The sequence below is a fragment of the Bradyrhizobium nivariense genome, from assembly GCF_029846695.2.
Classification (GTDB): Bacteria; Pseudomonadota; Alphaproteobacteria; order Rhizobiales; family Xanthobacteraceae; genus Bradyrhizobium.
The window spans coordinates 39,657-57,261 of record NZ_JARWCR020000045.1; the positions used below are offsets into that span (position 1 = coordinate 39,657).

Sequence of the window (17,605 nt, forward strand, 5' to 3'; positions counted from 1 at the left end):
AGTGCGTCTCTACCCGCGGAACCCGGTCCGCTATGATCCCGCCGCGATTCGCCCCCACCCCACGGAAAGACAGTTCATGCACATCACCGTCGCCCACATCTCGCCAATCCTGTCGCTGCTTGCGGGTGTGCTCATCCTGATCATGCCGCGCCTCCTGAACCTGATCGTCGCGATTTTTCTCATCATAAATGGTGCGATCGGGCTCGGATTATTGAAGTGGCTCCATCTCTAGGCCTTCATTCTGCGGAACTCTTCGACTTGCGCGGGCCTGCCCAAAGTGGTGTAAGGCGCGCAATTACCCATTCCTCTCGCAGGTTGTGTGCAAGCTATGGCCAAAGCCGCCTCGAAAATACCAGCGAAATCAAAGTCCTCCCCCAAGACGAAAGCCGCGCCGGCGGCCCGTAAGGCACTTGCCAAGAGCGCCCCGAAGCCGGTGGTCAAGGCCGTTGCCAAGGCCGCTGTGAAATCCGCTGCCAAGCCGGCTGTGAAGCCTGCCGCCAGGACTGTTTCCAAGTCTGCTTCCAAGGCTGTTTCAAAGACACCGACGAAGCCGGTTGCGCCGAAGGTCGCCGTGAAGCCGGCACCGAGCAAGGCTGCGCCAGCCAAAGCTGCACCAACCAAGGCCGCGCCTGTTACGGCCAAGGCCGGCAAGTGGGTGTTCACGTTCGGGGACGGCAAGGCCGAGGGCAAGGCGGAGATGCGCGACCTGCTCGGCGGCAAGGGCGCCAACCTCGCCGAGATGGCCAATCTCGGCCTGCCGGTGCCTCCGGGCTTCACCATCCCGACCTCGGTCTGCACGTATTTCTACGCGCACGACAAGTCCTACCCGAAGGAATTGCAGTCGCAGGTTGAGAAAGCGCTCGACCATGTCGGCAAGTTGACCGGCAAGATCTTTGGCGATTCCAGGAACCCGCTGCTCGTCTCCGTGCGCTCCGGCGGCCGCGCCTCGATGCCGGGCATGATGGACACCGTGCTCAATCTCGGCCTCAACGACGAGACCGTGGAAGCGCTGTCGGAGCTGTCGGGCGATCGCCGCTTCGCCTATGACAGCTATCGCCGCTTCATCACCATGTATTCGGACGTGGTGCTCGGCTTCGAGCATCATCACTTCGAGGAGATCCTCGACACCTTCAAGGACAGCCAGGGCTACACGCTCGACACGGATCTCTCCGCCGACGACTGGGTCGATCTGGTCGGCAAGTACAAGGACGCAGTCGCGCGCGAAACCGGCAGGGATTTTCCGCAGGATCCGCACGACCAGCTCTGGGGCGCGATTGGCGCGGTGTTTTCATCCTGGATGAACGCCCGCGCGGTAACCTACCGCAGGCTGCACGACATTCCGGAATCCTGGGGCACCGCGGTCAACGTGCAGGCCATGGTGTTCGGCAACATGGGCGAGACCTCGGCGACCGGCGTTGCCTTCACCCGCAATCCCTCGACCGGCGAGAGCAAGCTCTACGGCGAGTTCCTGATCAACGCGCAAGGCGAGGACGTGGTGGCGGGCATCCGCACGCCGCAGGACATCACCGAGGAGGCCCGGAAGGACTCCGGCTCCGACAAGGCGTCGATGGAATCGGCGATGCCGGAGGCCTTCAAGGAGCTGACGCGGATCTACACGCTGCTCGAGAAGCACTATCGCGACATGCAGGACATGGAGTTCACGGTCGAGCAGGGCAAGCTCTGGATGCTGCAGACCCGCGGCGGCAAGCGCACCGCCAAGGCGGCGCTGCGCATCGCGGTCGAGCTCGCCAATGAAGGCCTGATCACCAAGAAGGAAGCGGTGGCGCGGATCGACCCCGCCTCGCTCGACCAGCTGCTGCATCCGACCATCGATCCCAACGCCAGGCGCGACGTGATCGCGACCGGCCTGCCGGCCTCGCCGGGTGCGGCCTCCGGCGAGATCGTGTTCTCCTCGGACGAGGCGGCCAAGCTTCAAGCCGACGGACGCAAGGTGATTCTGGTCCGGATCGAGACCAGCCCCGAAGACATCCACGGCATGCACGCCGCCGAAGGCATTTTGACCACCCGCGGCGGCATGACCTCGCATGCTGCGGTGGTCGCACGCGGCATGGGCAAGCCCTGCGTCTCCGGCTGCGGCACTGTCCGTGTCGATTACGGCCGCGGCACCATGAGCATCGGCTCGCGCAGCTTCAAGACCGGCGACGTCATCACCATCGACGGCTCGCTCGGCCAGGTGCTCGCCGGCCGCATGCCGATGATCGAGCCGGAGCTGTCCGGCGAGTTCGGCACGCTGATGAAATGGGCCGACCAGGTCCGCAAGCTCGGCGTGCGCGTCAACGCCGACACGCCGGAGGACGCGCACACCGCGATCAAGTTCGGCGCGGAAGGCATCGGGCTCTGCCGTACCGAGCACATGTTCTTCGAGGAGACGCGCATCCGCACGGTGCGCGAGATGATCCTCTCCGAGGACGAGCAGTCGCGCCGCGCTGCGCTGGCAAAACTGCTGCCGATGCAGCGCGCCGACTTCGTCGAGCTGTTCGAGATCATGAAGGGCCTGCCCGTCACGATCCGACTTTTGGATCCTCCCCTCCATGAATTCCTGCCGCACACCCATGCCGAGGTCGAGGAAGTGGCGCGCGCCATGAACACCGACCCGCGGCGCCTGGCAGACCGCGCGCGCGAGCTCTCGGAGTTCAATCCGATGCTCGGCTTCCGCGGCTGCCGCATCGCGATCGCGTACCCCGAGATCGCCGAGATGCAGGCACGCGCGATCTTCGAGGCGGCGGTCGAGGCCGAGAAGCGCACCGGCAAGGCCGTAGGCCTCGAGGTGATGGTGCCGCTGATCGCCACCAAGATGGAGCTCGACCTCGTCAAGGCGCGCATCGACGCCACCGCAAAGGCGGTGATGCGCGACACCAACACCAAGCTGGCCTATCAGGTCGGTACCATGATCGAGCTGCCGCGCGCCTGCCTGCTCGCGGCCGAGATCGCGGAGAGTGCCGAGTTCTTCTCGTTCGGCACCAACGACCTCACGCAGACGACCTATGGCATCAGCCGCGACGACGCGGCGAGCTTCCTCGGTCCCTACGTGACGAAGGGCATCATGTCGGTCGATCCCTTTGTGGCGCTCGACCAGGAAGGCGTCGGCGAGCTCGTCAAGATCGGCGTCGCGCGCGGCCGCAAGACGCGCGCCTCGCTCAAGGTCGGCATCTGCGGCGAGCACGGCGGCGATCCCGCCTCCGTCGCCTTCTGCCACGCGATCGGCCTCGACTACGTCTCCTGCTCGCCCTATCGCGTCCCGATCGCCCGCCTCGCCGCCGCGCAAGCCGCGCTCGGCAAGGCGATCGCGAGCCAGGCGTAAGCTAAGCGGCGAGTTGAAATATTGAGAGCGAAAGAGGCGGGGCAAACCCCGCCTCTTTCATTGGAAGCGATGCTCTCGCCACACAGTCATTGCGATCACCACACACTCGCTGTCATCGCCCGGCTTGACCGGGCGATCCAGTACGCCGAGACGTTAGTGCTTGAACGCAGAAGCCGCGGCGTACTGGATGCCCCGCCTTCGCGGGGCATGACAGTGTTGTTGCCGCAACGACGGGAACCTATTTCGCCTTCCGTATTGATACGTGCGCGCAAGAGTTCCTTCACCATTCGCGTTGACCAATTGTTTACCCCGTCGCGTGAGGGCGCATTTACCAACGCGCATCATCACCCCGTGAAAACACCTGCGATTGCTTGCGTGTGCCGCATGCGCAACGCCGATTAACGCCCCGGCAACCTAAATTAGATACTCACGATAAAGATCGAATTGCACGGATGTACTGCGGCTCGATTTTTCTAGCGTAAGCGTAGCGTGAGCGTATCGATGTTTTTGTTGCGTAACCATCCGAAGGGCGCGCGGTTCGCGTCCTTCGGCATCGGTCTCTGCATCTTCGCATTGATGCCGAGAGAGACCGGCTATCAGGACATTGCCTCGCTGCTGGCGCGTCAACCCGGCGTCGCTGAGCGCTGGCAGAAGCAGGTGTTCTCTGCGGCGTCCTCCATACAGCTCGCCACCTACAGCTTTTCCCGGCCGATCGGCACTTCGGTTCCGCTGAGCGCGATGGTTCGCCTCGCGAGCCTCGATGGCCGCGACGTCACCGGCGCGATCGGCCGCAATCCGGCGCTTCAGGCGCCGCCGCGCTACCAGGCCGCCGACTTTCCCAAGGTCGATCGCTCGATGAAGGGCGATCGCCTCGCAACGATCACGCCGACGCAGGCTCCCGAGGCGGGCGCGTCGACGGCAGCGCCCGCGCAGGAAGATCCCGCGACGTCGAACAGCTCGGTGTTCGGCGCCAAGACCGTCGCGTTGCCGCAAGCCATGTCGCCGGAGTCCGCAGCCGCGCTCGATCCCGAGCTCGCGGAAGCGTTGCGTGCGCCGCCGCTTCCGCAATACACCAATGCGCCACAAGCCAGTGACGCTGCGCGCTCGCTCGCGCTCCAGCCGCTCGAAGCGCTGAAGCAGGCCACTATTCCGGCTGCACCGCCGCGCGATCCATTCCGCGTCAAGACCTCGAACCTGTTCTTCGGCAGCTCCTCGCTGGGCGGCAATGTCGAGAGCATCGAGAGCTGGCAGCCCGGTGCCGAGCCGCTGATCGTGATGCCCGACCCCGACATGAAGGTGACGGCCTCGCTGTCGCCGCCGTCGGAGGATATCGCCAGGGACATCGAGAGCGGCGAGAGCGTCGCGCCGAAGGGCGAGGTCAACGCCGACAACCAGCGCGCCAGATCGCCGGCGGAGCGGCTCGCACTCGACGACAAGTCGCGCGCGAAGTCTGAAAAGTGCCTCGCGGAAGCCGTCTATTTCGAGTCCCGCGGCGAGGCCGTGCGCGGCCAGATGGCGGTTGCGCAGGTGGTGATGAACCGCGTGTTCTCCGGCAAATATCCGGACACGGTGTGCGGCGCGGTCTATCAGAACAAGCACCGCCATCTCGCCTGCCAGTTCACCTTTGCCTGCGACAACAATGCCGACGTGATCCGCGAGCCCGAAATGTGGGAGCGTGCGAAAAAGATATCGAAGGCCATGCTCGACGGCCAGATCTGGCTGCCCGAGGTCGGCAAGTCCACGCACTACCACGCCTACTGGGTGCGTCCGTCCTGGGTCGCCGAGATGAAGAAGATGTACAAGACCGGCGTGCACACCTTCTATCGCCCGCGCGCCTGGGGCGACGGCAGCGAGGAACCGAGCTGGGGCACCCCGGCGCAGACCGCCGCGCTCTCCGCCGAGCTCACCCAGGAAGCCAAGAGCTCCGCCGAGATGGGCGCGAGCGAGCGGCGGTAGCCTTTCTTACCTCGCCCCGCTTGCGGGGAGAGGTCGGATCGCTCTTGCGATCCGGGTGAGGGGGTACAGGTCTCTCGACGGTCACGCATGTGGAGAGGCCCCTCACCCCAACCCTCTCCCCGTAAGAACGGGGAGAGGGAGTAGACCGCCTCACGCCTCGATATCCAGCGCGCAGTCGAAATTCGGCGCCGAATGCGTCAGCGCGCCCGCCGACGCGTAGTCAACGCCGGTCGCCGCAATCGCCGCGATCGAGTCCAGAGTGACGCCGCCGGAGGCTTCCAGCTTGAGACGGCCCTCGTTAAGCCTGACCGCCTCACGCAGCGTTGCGAGGTCCATGTTGTCGAGCAACACGGCGTCGGCGAGGCCGGTGTCGAGCACCTCGCGCAACTGCGGAAGCGTGTCGACCTCGATCTCGAGCTTGACGAGATGGCCGGCATGGGCGCGGGCGCGCTCCAGCACGGCGCGGATGCCGCCGGCGACCGCGATGTGATTGTCCTTGATCAGGATCGCGTCGTCGAGACCGAAGCGGTGATTGAAGCCGCCGCCGCAGCGCACCGCGTATTTCTCCAACGCGCGCAGCCCTGGCGTGGTTTTTCGCGTGCAGCAGATCCGCATCTGGGTGCCCTCGGTGCGCGCAACGTAGTCCGCGGTGAGCGTCGCAATTCCCGACAGGCGGCCGACGAAATTCAGCGCGGTCCGCTCCGCCGTGAGAATGGCGCGTGCAGGCCCCGAGATTGTCAGCACCTGCTGCCCGCGGGCGACGCGCGCGGCGTCACGGACATGTGCGCGCACGTCGATGTCGAGTGAGAGCTTTTGCAAGGTCGCGAGCGCCAGCGGCAAGCCGGCGATCACGCCGGGCTGCCGCGCGACCAGGATCGCTTGCGCCTTCGTTGCTTCGGGAATCGTCGCAAGCGAAGTGATGTCGCCGGCGCGGCCGAGATCCTCGTCGAGCGCGCGCAGCACGGCCTCGTCGATCGCGAGCGGGGAGAGGAAGGCGTCGGGATAGAGCAGAGAGGTCGGGGTGATCATGGCAGGCTCCGTCAGGCGATCATGGGTTGTGCGGTTCGCGGTGTCGGGCGTTCGGTCAGGCTGTCCGCGATCTCGCGCGCCGACGTGAGCAGGGTCATGGTGCGTTGCGCGAGTGCGGGGACGTCCGCGGAATGGTCGGAGCGGAAATGCGCGCCGCGGCTCTCGCGCCGGCTCCAGGCCGAGGCCGCCACGAGCAGGGCTGCCGTTGCCATGTTGCTGACCTCGATGCTCGTGGCCTCGCGTTCGAGCGCGGCGAAGCTGCGCACGGCTTCCAAGAGGTCGTGGCCGTCGCGGATCACGCCGACATGCGCGCTCATCATCGTCCGCAGCCGCTTCACGGCCGCAGCATCCGGCGCGCCGCCGCGCGGCGTCACCAGCGCATCGGGAAGCCGGGCGGGCGAGGGGACGGCGCGGCCTGCGATGTCGTCGGCGATGCGCGCGGCGTAGACCACGGCCTCCAACAGCGAATTCGAGGCGAGGCGATTGGCACCATGCGCGCCGGTGGACGACACTTCGCCGCCGGCCCAGAGCCCGTTGATCGAACTGCGGCCGCGGTCGTCCACCGCGATGCCGCCCATGTGATAGTGCGCCGCCGGCGCGATCGGGATGGCCTGCGTGGCGGGATCGATGCCGGCGGCGATACAGCTCGCATGCACGGTTGGAAATTTTTCGGCGAAGCGTGTACCCAGCGCCTGCCTCGCATCGAGGAAGGCGCCGCGCCCGGCCGCAATCTCCGCGAATACGCCGCGGGCCACGATGTCGCGCGGAGCGAGCTCGGCAAGCGGGTGGCGCGCCGCCATGAAGCGCTCGCCATGGCCGTTGATCAGCGTCGCACCTTCGCCGCGCAGCGCTTCTGTGGCGAGCGGCGCGGGATCGCGGCCGACCATGATGGCGGTCGGGTGAAACTGCACGAACTCGGGATCTGCAATCACCGCGCCCGCGCGTGCGGCGATCGCAAGACCAGATCCGCTGGCCTCGCGCGGATTGGTGGTCGCGGCATAGAGATGGCCGATGCCGCCAGTGGCGAGCACCACCGTGCGCGCGGCGAGCAGCATCGGCCGTGCGGCGAAATTGCCGGCTTCGCGCAATTGAAGGCCGGTGACGGCGCCATCCTCGGTCAACAGGGCTTCGGCGACGAAACCTTCGATCAGCCGGATCGACGGCGTGCGCCGCACGGCATCGCTCAGCGCTGCGATGATGGCGGCGCCCGCGCCATCGCCACGCACATGCACGATGCGCCGCGCCGAGTGTGCGGCTTCGCGCCCGACTGCGAGCCTGCCTTCGAGATCGCGGTCGAACGGCACGCCATAGCCGAGGAGATCATGAATTCGCGGTGCGGCCTCGCGCGCGATCCCCAGTGCGACAGCTGCGTCGACGATGCCGCCGCCGACGGCAATCGTATCCGCGGCGTGCGCTTCCGGCGTATCGCCCTCGGCCATTGCCGCGGCGATGCCGCCTTGCGCCCATGCGGACGACGCGCCCTGTCCGAGCGGCGCGGCCGAGATCAGCGTCACCGGCCGCGGCGCGAGCTTGAGCGCGCAGAACAATCCGGCGAGGCCGCCGCCGACGATGACGACGTCGTCAGGGCGGGTGAGGGTGTTGATGGTGTTTGTTGTCATAGCTTTCTCCAAGCTCTCAACTGTCGTCCCCGGCGAAGGCCGGGACCCATAACCCCGACTGCGGGTTGTTGCGGCAGGCTGGGGCCACCAGCGTGCCAATACCCACGTCCTGTGGTTATGGGTCCCGGATCTGCGCTCCGCTTCGCTGCGCTTGTCCGGGACGACGATTGTGTTTGTGGTTGGGTGTTGCCTTCAGTTCTTCAAATTGATCATCCGCTCGACCGAACGCCGCGCGCGTTCCGCAAGCGCGGGATCGATCGTCACTTCCTCGCGGAGCGTCAGCAGGCTCTCCAGAATGTTGGCGAGCGTGATGCGCTTCATGTGCGGGCAGATATTGCAGGGGCGCAGCATTTCCACGTCGGGCAGCTCGGCGCGAACATTGTCGGCCATCGAGCATTCCGTGATCATCACGAGCCGACGTGGCCGCCGCTCGCGCACCCAGTTGATCATGTGCGCTGTCGAACCCGTGAAATCGGCTTCCGCCAGCACATCCGGTGGACATTCGGGATGGGCGATGATCTGCACGGAGGGATCGGCCTCGCGGTAGCTGCGCAGCTCCTCGCCCGTAAAGCGCTCGTGCACCTCGCAGGCGCCCTTCCAGGCGATGATCTTCACATCGGTCTTCGAGGCCACGTAAGTGGCGAGATAGCGGTCGGGCAGGAAGATCACGCTTGGCGCGCCGAGGCTCTCGACCACCTGCACCGCGTTCGACGAGGTGCAGCAGATATCGACCTCGGCCTTCACCTCCGCGGAGGTGTTGACATAGGCAACGACAGGCACGCCGGGAAATTTTTCGCGGAGCAGGCGAACGTCGGCGCCGGTGATGCTGGCGGCGAGCGAGCAGCCGGCGCGCGTATCAGGGATCAGCACCGTCTTGTCCGGATTGAGCAGTTTTGACGTCTCCGCCATGAAGTGCACGCCGCACTGGACGATGATGTCGGCCTTGACCTTGGTGGCTTCGACCGCGAGCTGGAGCGAATCGCCGCCGATGTCGGCGACGCAGTGGAAGATCTCCGGCGCCTGGTAATTGTGCGCGAGGATCACCGCGCCCCGCGCCCGCTTCAGCTCGTTGATCGCCTTGATGGTCGGCGCCATCAGCGGCCACTCGATTGGCGGGATGACATGTTTCACGCGGTCATAGAGCGGCGCGGTGGCGCGCTCGACCTCCGGCGTCCATTCCAGCGAAGGCATCGGCAGCGGAGATCCGGTTCGCGCCGGCGCGGCCCTGGGCGAGGTGATGACCTTGCCCTGCGGCCGGTTGGCAAAGTCGTCGGGGCCGTAAATTGCAGTTAGCGGCATCGAAGCCTCCCGTGCGTGTTAATTATACTCACTGTGAGCATATATGGAGCCTGAGAAATCCGGCCGAGAGGCCGGGCAGATCATTAAATATACTCACTCTGAGCAAATCAAAGATAACACGCCGCGGAGTGGGCCGCTAGATCCTGCCGCACACATTCCCGTTAAGTCGCAACTCGGCCTCGCCCAAGGAGGTCTCGGCGAAATGCAATGCTCCGGCGGCAGCCCTTCGTGGAACGCAATCATTTTTGATTTGGGATTTTCATGCATCTGCATTAAACGCCTCTTTCGCGGCTGCCTATTCCGGCTCCGCCAACGACAGACGAGGAACACCATGTCGACGCAAGCGGGTGAGCTCGGTCCGGTTTCGCGTTCCTCCTCCTGGCGCACGCCGGCGATCATCATTCTCTGCGGTTGCGCGATCGGGATGCTCGGCTTCGGCCCGCGCTCGGCGCTGGGCTTCTTCGTGCAGCCGATGAGCCATGAATATGCCTGGGGCCGCGACGTGTTCGGCCTCGCGATCGCCTTTCAGAATTTGCTGTGGGGACTGGGTCAGCCCGTTGCCGGCGCGGTCGCCGATCGCTTCGGCCTGTTCCGGGTGATGTGCGTCGGCGCTCTGCTCTATGCCGGCGGCTTGCTCCTGATGCGCTATTCCTCGACGCCGCTGTCGCTGAACATCGGCGCGGGCGTCATGGTCGGCTTCGGTCTCGCCGGTTGCTCGTTCAACCTGGTGCTGTCGGCGTTCACCAAGCTGCTGCCGGCGGAGAAGCGCGGCCTTGCGCTCGGCGCCGGAACTGCGGCGGGCTCGTTCGGGCAGTTTCTGTTCGCACCGATCGGCGTGGCGCTGATCGACAATTTCGGCTGGCAACAGGCGCTCAGCGTGTTCGGCTTCCTGATGTTGCTGATCATCCCGCTGTCGCTGGCGCTCTCGACGCCGCCGGTCTCAACCACCGCCAGCGCAACGCCAGCGGACGAGCAGACCTTCACCAAGGCGCTCGCGGAAGCCTTCGGCCACCGCTCTTACGTCCTCCTGGTGCTCGGCTTCTTCACCTGCGGCTTCCAGCTCGCCTTCATCACAGTGCATCTGCCGGCCTTCCTGGTCGATAGCGGCATCTCCACGCAAACCGGGGGCTGGGTGATCGCGGCGATCGGCCTGTTCAACATCATGGGATCGCTGAGCGTCGGCTATCTCCAGAACAGCCTGCCCAAGCGCTACATCCTCTCGACCATCTATTTCACCCGCGCGCTTGCGACGCTTGCCTTCATCTCGTTCCCGATCACGCCGTTCTCGGCGATTGCGTTCGGCGCGGTCTCCGGCCTGACCTGGCTGTCGACGGTGCCGCCGACCTCGGCGCTGGTCGCACTGATGTTCGGCACACGCTGGTTCGCCACCCTCTACGGCTTCGCCTTCGTCAGCCATCAGGTCGGCGGCTTCCTCGGCGTCTGGCTCGGCGGCATCGTGTTCGAGCGGTTCGGTTCCTACACGCCGATCTGGTGGCTCTCGATCCTGTTCGGCGTGCTCTCCGCGCTGATCAATCTTCCGATCGTGGAGAAACCGATCCAGCGGGCGGTTGCGCAGCCCGCCTGATCGGCTAAACATCCCCTGAAACAAGTCAGGGAGTTTTGCCGTGGCCAATTTCAAGGCGATCCGGATCGACAAGGCGGACAAGGGTACCATCGCGCAGCTCACGCAGTTCGACGAAGCCGAACTGATGGAGGGCGACGTCACCGTCCGCGTGGAATGGTCGACGCTGAACTACAAGGACGGCCTCGCGCTCACCGGCAACGCGCCGGTGGTGCGCCGCTTCCCGATGATCGCCGGCATCGATTTCGCCGGGACGGTCGAGCAGTCCTCGCATCCGCAATGGAAGGCGGGCGACAAGGTCGTCTGCACCGGCTGGGGCATGGGCGAAACCCATCTCGGCGCCTATGCCGAGAAGGCGCGGGTGAAGGGCGACTGGCTGGTCGCCTTGCCGCAGGGCCTGTCGGCGCGCGACGCCATGGCGATCGGCACCGCCGGCTTCACCGCGATGCTGTCCGTGCTGGCGCTGGAGAAGCACGGACTGTCGCCGAAGAGTGGTCCGGTTGTGGTGACGGGCGCGGCCGGCGGCGTCGGCTCGGTTGCGACCGCCGTGCTCTCGAAGCTCGGCTATCACGTCATCGCGTCTACCGGACGTGCCTCGGAAGCGGACTATCTGAAAGAGATCGGCGCGACTGAGGTGATCGACCGCAACGAATTGTCGGCGGCCGCCAAGCCCATTGCGAGGGAGCGCTGGGCGGGCGGCGTCGACAGCGTCGGCTCGACCACGCTCGCCAATCTCCTGTCGATGACGAAATACGGCGGCGCGATCGCGGCGTGCGGCTTGGCCGCCGGCATGGACCTGCCGTCTTCTGTCGCACCCTTCATTTTGCGCGGGGTGTGCCTTCTCGGCATCGATTCCGTGATGTGCCCGATCGAGCCGCGGAAAGCCGCCTGGCAACGCCTGGCGTCCGATCTGGATCGGACAAAACTAGCTGAAATCACTCACGAAATTCCACTTTCCGAAGTTTCGGAGTGGGGCGCGAAAATCCTGGCCGGCCAGGTCCGCGGTCGCATCGTGGTAAAAATTGTCTAACGGCGTTCAGACTTTACCAACCAACCTGCTTCAATGTTGCCTTGGTTAGTATGGTAAGCAGCGGGTAAAGAGATAAGGCATAGCCCGCTGCGGGGTTGGTTCGGAGTTGAGCATGCTTGCGCGTATTGTGTTGGGGGCGGTCACGGCGGCAGCGACGCTTGCGCCGGCCATTGCTGGAAGCATGAACGCCGACGAGGCGCGCCGCTTCGTCGCCGGGAAGGTGTTTGCTTTCACCTGTTTTGACGGAACCCGCGGCGCGGGCCGTATCATGGACGACCTCGGCGCCGCCGGCGCCGTGCAGTTCTCGGGCGCAGGTCCGGTGAAACATCTCCGCCTGCCCGGCAACACGCTTCAGATCCGCGGCCAGAACGTCTGCGCCTCGATCAAGGGCATTCCGTTCGAGCCCTGTTTCAACCTTGAAAAGACCGACGATCGCAGTTTCCGCGGCTCGGTGTCGGGGATGGGCTTCGCCTATTGCGACTTCCATCACCAGGGCGGCAACCAGATGCTGATGGCACGCGCCGTCGCGCGGCCGCGCTCGCTACGCACCTCGGAACACACGGGTTCGGTCGGTGCGTCCAACACCGAAGTCGCCGCGCGTGTCGAGACCCCGCGCGTCGAGAGCAGCCGGCTCGAGCCGGTGAAGCCGGAAGCCAAATCGGAGCCCGCCAGGAACGACGCCCCGCTGGAGCTGCGCCGCTCGACCCAGTGAGTTGACTGCGCGGGACAGTCCGCGCACTTTGTCGTTGAGAGCTGCCATCGAACACGAAGCCGCCGCGCCGTAGTCATACGGACGGCGGCTTTCATGCGTTGGTAGCTGTTCGCGTCCCAGTTTGCGTACGGCCGGGGGGCGCGGCCCGATAAAAGGGTTCAACGATGTCGCTGTACTTCTTCCGTATCAGCACGGGCCGCTATTCCGGCGCTGCCGACCAGCCATATGAGTTCGAGGATCGCGCCGCGGCCTGGACCGAGATGACCGAGGTCTGCGCCAATTTGCTCGGCGACATCTCGCGCAGCCTGAAGCCGAACGCCGAATGGCGCATGGAGCTGCTCGACGAGAACAAGAAGCCGGTCTTTCGTATCAGTCTCGTCGGCGAGAGCCATCCGCTTCCCAACCGCATCGACTGAGGCCGGGCTTCTACGGCTCGGTTTCTTAAGGACCTGGGAATTCTTCGGAGAGGCGGCCGTCGGTGAGGTCATCGCAACCGTGAGCTCGGCGTCCACCGAGCTTGAGGCGTCCGCGACGACGCTGAACCTCGACCGCCGAGGACGCGCAACAGCTCGCGACCGTGGTTGCAGCAGCCTCGGAGGAAGCCTCGACGCAGCGCCATGGGCGAGACCGAAGCGAGTCGGCAGCTGCATAGGCGAACAGTGGCCACCTCAAGCTGAAATTTACAACCTTTTCGCGAAATCAGTATTTGAGCTTCAACTATTTGGCCCAAAATCTCGGTATTACTCCGAGGGCGCTCGTTAATCAGAACAGGGTCTCTGGCCGCTAACTTCCCTAGCAAGGGCGATCAACGTCCATGCGGCCGGCAAGGACTTGGCTGCGTGTTTCCTATGGGGGAAACGGACCATGTTGAGCCTCGCCCAGAGCGAACAAGCTCGAAACAATGTCGCCGGCGGCTTGAGCCGGCTTGGATACGTTCGGATCGGCACGATTTTGCCAACCATCATCACAGCGCTCGTGCTGCTGGGGTTGGCCTCGGCTGGCTTCGTCGCCTACCAAGCGATCGTCAAGAGGCAGGAGTCCGAAGCATTCCTGAAGGTCAATCGAGCTGCGCAACTGCTGCTGCGCAGTGCTGGACAATGGGCGGTCGAACGCGGCATGACCAACGCGGCGCTGAAGTCTGCCGATGCCGTGACCTCCGAGCGCCGTGCCGAAATCGAGAAGGCGCGCGCGATAGCGGACGAGGCCTTTCGCGAAGCCGTGCTCGATATTCGCGCGATTGCCGAAATGGCGACGGAGCAAAGACAGGTTGCGGACGCCGCGGCGAAGTTCGAGGCATTGCGCGTGTTGCGCGAGAAGGTCGATGGAAGCCTCGCGCGTCCGCGCGCCGAACGCGCGCCCGACGTGATTGATGACTTCGTTCCGATGATTACCGACGTGATCGACGTTGCGAGCAACCGCTTGCGGCTGACGCTTGAAACTCTCACCAGTCCACCTGTGGCAAGGCTGGCGCAACTGATCGGCTTGCGACATCTTGCAGCTCAGATGGCCGAGAATGCCGGAAGAGAGCGCGCCTTGCTGGCTGGGGCCGTCGGGGCGCACGCGAAGCTCGGCACGGAAGGCTTTGAGCGCCTGTCTGCGCTACGGGCGAAGGTGGAGCTCGCATGGGATACGGTATTGCCGGTGCGGCTGCGCCCGGATCTGCCGGCGCAGGTCGGGGACGCGATGGCCGAGGTCGAGAAGATCTATTTTGGTCTCTATGGTGAAACGCGCGCGATCACGCTCGCCTCGGGCGAAAGCGGAGACTACAAGATCACCGGTTCCGAATACTTCGCGCGGGCCACTGCCGGCATCAATGCGGTGCTGAAGCTCGGCGAGGCCATTGGCGCGACCGCCGGCCGCGAAGCCGCCATGCAGGCGGAAGCCAGCGCGCGCAATTTCATTCTTACGGTTCTGTTGCTTTGTGCCTCTCTGGTGCTCGCCGGCCTCAGCTTCTGGATCACCTTCTCGCGGATTCTCAATCCGCTTTCAGCTATTTCGGGCGCGATGCGCCGGCTCGCCAACGGCGACCTTGGCACCACGATACCTGGCACCAGCCGAGCGGATGAGGTCGGTGAAATGGCGCGTACGGTCGAAGTCTTCAAGCAGCACGGTCTCGAGGTCGAACGCATGCGCAGCGAGCAGACGGAGGCCGAGAAGCGCGCCATAGCGCAACGCAAGGCCGAGATGCACAAGCTCGCAACCGGGTTCGAGGCCGCCGTTGGCGAGATCGTCGACACGGTCTCCTCAGCTGCGACAGAGCTCGAGGCTTCGGCGTCGACGCTGACCTCGACGGCGGAGCGTGCTCAGGAACTGACGACGATGGTGGCTGCGGCCTCCGAGGAAGCCTCGACCAACGTGCAGTCGGTGGCTTCTGCGACCGAAGAGCTGTCGTCATCGATCACCGAGATCAGCCGCCAGGTGCAGGAATCCGCACGTGTGGCAAGCGAGGCCGTCGGCCAGGCCCGCACCACGACTGAGCGCGTCAGCGAACTGTCGAAGGCGGCGACGCGGATCGGCGACGTGGTCGAGTTGATCAACACCATCGCCGGCCAGACCAACCTGCTGGCGCTCAATGCCACCATCGAGGCGGCGCGCGCCGGCGAGGCCGGCCGCGGCTTTGCCGTGGTCGCTTCCGAGGTCAAGGCGCTGGCCGAGCAGACCGCGAAGGCGACGGGCGAGATCGGCCAGCAGATCTCCGGCATCCAGGCGGCGACGCAGGACTCGGTCAGAGCCATCAGCGCCATCAGCAACACCATCGAAAAGCTGTCGGAGATATCGTCCACGATCGCGGCGGCCGTCGAGGAGCAGGGCGCGGCGACGCAGGAGATTTCCCGCAACGTGCAGCAGGCGGCGGCGGGCACCCATCAGGTCTCGTCCAACATCACCGACGTGCAGCGCGGTGCGGGCGAAACCGGTTCGGCGTCCTCACAGGTGCTGGCGGCGGCGCAGTCGCTGTCGAGCGACAGCAACCGCCTCAAGCTCGAGGTCGGCAAATTCCTCGACACTGTGCGCGCCGCCTGACGGCGGCATGGCGCGCAGTGCAGGCCGAACGCGAAATCGGCTCCGTCGGCGAAGTGATCACGCGCCCGCGTAAGGAATTAGCTGACGTCACCCTGCAAATTCGCGAGGCATATTTCAATTGCGCGGGATAGTTGTGAAAATCCCGCGACTTGAGCCGCGCATTCAGTATTTCTACTCAAGCGGCATCGCCTCGCGCTTAACGTTAATGGAAAGCTCGCAGGCTAGTCTCCCCGGCTGTTCACGCGCTTCGTCGCGACAATGCGTATCCCGGGGGAATGTTTTCGATGATGTTCATTCAGAATCTGCGAATCGGCACCAAGCTCGCCATCACCTCCGCGCTGACCATCGCGCTCGTCGCGCTGATGATCCTGCTCCAGATGAGCGGAGGCGCCGAGGTCCAGAAGCTCAGCAATGGAGCATCGGGACAGCAGGCGGTCGCGCAAAACGCCGCGGAAGCGAAGGCGTCGGTGCGGGGGATGCAGATCGGCATTCGCGACATCCTGACGTCGAGCTCGCCGACCGAGATGCAGAAGGCCGCCAGCTATTTCAACGACCGGCAGACGGCGGCCCTGAAGTTCTCCGGTGAAATGGCAAGGCTCTCGCAATCGCCGGAGAACCACAAGCGGATCGACCGCCTGACCGTGTTGATCGGCAATTTCCAGAAGGGCGAGCAGCAGATCGAGGCGATCCGCAAGCAGCAGCTTGCGCTCGAGTCGACGAAGGACGGTGAAGCGGCGACGCAATCGGCAAAGCTGGCCCCCGAGATCGACCGCATCCGCAAGGAGACGCTGGTCCCGATCAACGCGGAAATATCGGAACTCGCCGACGAGATCACGAAGTTCGCCAAGCAGAAGAGTGCAGAGGCGCGCACGGCGGCGGAAGCGGAGGCAGCGTCCGTTGCGCGGACGTCGTTCATCGCAGGCGTGCTGGTCGCGCTCGTCCTGATCGGCGCCTGCGTCTTCTCGATCTTCAGCATTGCCCGTCCCATGCGCGCCCTGACTGCCGCGATGGAAAAGCTCGCCGGCGGCGACTTCGCCGTGGTGCTGCCGGGCCTCGGCCGCAAGGACGAGGTCGGCGGCGTTGCCGGCGCCGTCGAAAAATTCAAGACCGTATCCGAGCAGAAGGCGCGCGAGGAAGCGGAAGCCAAGACGCGGCAGGACCAGATCGCGGCCGAGCAGCGCAAGGCCGAGATGCGCAAGCTTGCCGACAGTTTCGAAGGCGCCGTCGGCGAGATCGTCGGAACGGTGTCGTCGGCCTCGACCGAGCTCGAAGCATCGGCCACGACGCTGACCTCGACCGCCGCGCGCACGCAACAGCTCACGACCGTGGTTGCAGCAGCCTCGGAGGAAGCCTCGACCAACGTGCAATCGGTGGCGTCGGCAACGGAAGAGCTGTCGTCTTCAATTACGGAGATCAGCCGGCAAGTGCAGGAATCCGCGCGTGTGGCAAGCGAGGCCGTCGGCCAGGCCCGCACCACGACTGAGCGCGTCAGTGAACTGTCCAAGGCTGCGACGCGGATCGGCGACGTGGTCGAGCTGATCAACACCATCGCCGGCCAGACCAACCTGCTGGCGCTCAATGCGACCATCGAGGCGGCACGTGCCGGCGAGGCCGGCCGCGGCTTTGCCGTGGTCGCTTCCGAGGTCAAGGCGCTCGCCGAGCAGACCGCGAAGGCGACGGGCGAGATCGGCCAGCAGATCGCCAGCATCCAGACCGCCACCGAGCATTCGGTCGGCGCTATCAAGGACATCAGCGACACCATCGAGAAGCTGTCGGAGATCTCCTCGGCCATCGCGGCGGCCGTCGAGGAACAGGGCGCGGCGACGCAGGAGATTTCCCGCAACGTGCAGCAGGCGGCGGAAGGTACCCATCAGGTGTCGTCCAACATCACCGACGTGCAGCGCGGCGCGAGCGAGACCGGCTCGGCATCGTCGCAGGTGTTGGCAGCCGCGCAGTCGTTGTCCGGCGACAGCAACCGCCTCAAGCTCGAGGTCGGCAAATTCCTCGGCACCGTGCGCGCCGCCTGATGGCGGCG

At 65.1% G+C, this 17,605-nt stretch carries 14 protein-coding genes; 10 read left to right on the plus strand and 4 right to left on the minus strand.

Translation table 11 applies throughout. From position 1 onward, the window contains the following. Positions 1-76 precede the first annotated feature (76 nt). A complete protein-coding gene (locus tag QCM77_RS29615) occupies positions 77-232 on the plus strand; it encodes a DUF3096 domain-containing protein (protein WP_007594951.1) in 156 nt (51 codons plus the stop codon). On the opposite strand, the gene QCM77_RS29620 is transcribed toward QCM77_RS29615, so the two are convergent. Next, positions 229-591, minus strand: a complete 363-nt coding sequence (locus QCM77_RS29620) for a hypothetical protein (RefSeq protein WP_279666657.1) — start codon at positions 589-591, stop codon at positions 229-231. The genes QCM77_RS29615 and QCM77_RS29620 overlap by 4 nt on opposite strands. Between QCM77_RS29620 and ppdK the strand changes: the two genes are divergently transcribed. The 3 genes from ppdK to QCM77_RS29635 all read left to right on the plus strand — a co-directional run bounded on the left by ppdK (position 572) and on the right by QCM77_RS29635 (position 5,278). Then, complete coding sequence (gene ppdK / locus QCM77_RS29625; RefSeq protein WP_279666656.1) at positions 572-3,322, plus strand: pyruvate, phosphate dikinase; 2,751 nt, start codon at positions 572-574, stop codon at positions 3,320-3,322. The genes QCM77_RS29620 and ppdK overlap by 20 nt on opposite strands. Before the next feature lie 21 nt (positions 3,323-3,343). Next, complete coding sequence (locus tag QCM77_RS29630) at positions 3,344-3,724, plus strand: hypothetical protein (protein WP_279666655.1); 381 nt, start codon at positions 3,344-3,346, stop codon at positions 3,722-3,724. Positions 3,725-3,823: 99 nt separating this feature from the next. Further along, the gene (locus QCM77_RS29635) at positions 3,824-5,278 is read left to right on the plus strand and encodes a cell wall hydrolase (RefSeq protein WP_279685950.1); all 1,455 of its coding nucleotides are present in this window, start codon (positions 3,824-3,826) and stop codon (positions 5,276-5,278) included. Between the two features lie 150 nt (positions 5,279-5,428). Here QCM77_RS29635 and nadC read toward each other — a convergent pair whose 3' ends face one another. From nadC to nadA, 3 genes are all read right to left on the minus strand, one after another. Further along, complete coding sequence (gene nadC / locus QCM77_RS29640; RefSeq protein ID WP_279663375.1) at positions 5,429-6,307, minus strand: carboxylating nicotinate-nucleotide diphosphorylase; 879 nt, start codon at positions 6,305-6,307, stop codon at positions 5,429-5,431. 11 nt (positions 6,308-6,318) lie between these two features. After that, the gene (locus tag QCM77_RS29645) at positions 6,319-7,926 is read right to left on the minus strand and encodes an L-aspartate oxidase (RefSeq protein ID WP_279685951.1); all 1,608 of its coding nucleotides are present in this window, start codon (positions 7,924-7,926) and stop codon (positions 6,319-6,321) included. A gap of 192 nt (positions 7,927-8,118) precedes the next feature. After that, positions 8,119-9,225 carry a quinolinate synthase NadA gene (gene nadA / locus QCM77_RS29650; RefSeq protein WP_279685952.1) on the minus strand — a complete coding sequence of 369 codons (1,107 nt, stop codon included), beginning with the start codon at positions 9,223-9,225 and terminating at the stop codon, positions 8,119-8,121. 331 nt (positions 9,226-9,556) lie between these two features. Here nadA and QCM77_RS29655 point away from each other — a divergent pair, with 331 nt between their 5' ends. The 6 genes from QCM77_RS29655 to QCM77_RS29680 all read left to right on the plus strand — a co-directional run bounded on the left by QCM77_RS29655 (position 9,557) and on the right by QCM77_RS29680 (position 17,597). Then, complete coding sequence (locus tag QCM77_RS29655) at positions 9,557-10,810, plus strand: MFS transporter (protein ID WP_279685954.1); 1,254 nt, start codon at positions 9,557-9,559, stop codon at positions 10,808-10,810. Positions 10,811-10,850: 40 nt separating this feature from the next. After that, a complete protein-coding gene (acuI, locus tag QCM77_RS29660; RefSeq protein WP_279685955.1) occupies positions 10,851-11,837 on the plus strand; it encodes an acrylyl-CoA reductase (NADPH) in 987 nt (328 codons plus the stop codon). 112 nt (positions 11,838-11,949) lie between these two features. After that, positions 11,950-12,549: a hypothetical protein gene (locus tag QCM77_RS29665; protein WP_279685956.1), complete on the plus strand. Its 600-nt coding sequence runs from the start codon at positions 11,950-11,952 to the stop codon at positions 12,547-12,549. A gap of 164 nt (positions 12,550-12,713) precedes the next feature. Then, a complete protein-coding gene (locus QCM77_RS29670; RefSeq protein WP_279685957.1) occupies positions 12,714-12,965 on the plus strand; it encodes a DUF6894 family protein in 252 nt (83 codons plus the stop codon). Positions 12,966-13,413: 448 nt separating this feature from the next. Continuing rightward, positions 13,414-15,570 (plus strand): methyl-accepting chemotaxis protein, encoded by a 2,157-nt coding sequence (locus QCM77_RS29675; RefSeq protein ID WP_279685958.1) that lies wholly within the window; start codon positions 13,414-13,416, stop codon positions 15,568-15,570. Between the two features lie 284 nt (positions 15,571-15,854). Beyond that, positions 15,855-17,597 (plus strand): methyl-accepting chemotaxis protein, encoded by a 1,743-nt coding sequence (locus QCM77_RS29680; protein ID WP_279685959.1) that lies wholly within the window; start codon positions 15,855-15,857, stop codon positions 17,595-17,597. The last annotated feature ends 8 nt before the right edge of the window (positions 17,598-17,605 follow it).

What these genes read in the sequence shown, in the direction of transcription:
- QCM77_RS29615 (WP_007594951.1), top strand. Translation starts at nt 77, where the DNA reads ATGCACATCACCGTCGCCCACATCTCGCCAATCCTGTCGCTGCTTGCG.
- QCM77_RS29635 (WP_279685950.1), top strand. Translation starts at nt 3,824, where the DNA reads ATGTTTTTGTTGCGTAACCATCCGAAGGGCGCGCGGTTCGCGTCCTTC.
- nadC (WP_279663375.1), bottom strand. Translation starts at nt 6,307, where the DNA reads ATGATCACCCCGACCTCTCTGCTCTATCCCGACGCCTTCCTCTCCCCG.
- QCM77_RS29645 (WP_279685951.1), bottom strand. Translation starts at nt 7,926, where the DNA reads ATGACAACAAACACCATCAACACCCTCACCCGCCCTGACGACGTCGTC.
- nadA (WP_279685952.1), bottom strand. Translation starts at nt 9,225, where the DNA reads ATGCCGCTAACTGCAATTTACGGCCCCGACGACTTTGCCAACCGGCCG.
- QCM77_RS29655 (WP_279685954.1), top strand. Translation starts at nt 9,557, where the DNA reads ATGTCGACGCAAGCGGGTGAGCTCGGTCCGGTTTCGCGTTCCTCCTCC.
- QCM77_RS29665 (WP_279685956.1), top strand. Translation starts at nt 11,950, where the DNA reads ATGCTTGCGCGTATTGTGTTGGGGGCGGTCACGGCGGCAGCGACGCTT.
- QCM77_RS29670 (WP_279685957.1), top strand. Translation starts at nt 12,714, where the DNA reads ATGTCGCTGTACTTCTTCCGTATCAGCACGGGCCGCTATTCCGGCGCT.
- QCM77_RS29675 (WP_279685958.1), top strand. Translation starts at nt 13,414, where the DNA reads ATGTTGAGCCTCGCCCAGAGCGAACAAGCTCGAAACAATGTCGCCGGC.
- QCM77_RS29680 (WP_279685959.1), top strand. Translation starts at nt 15,855, where the DNA reads ATGATGTTCATTCAGAATCTGCGAATCGGCACCAAGCTCGCCATCACC.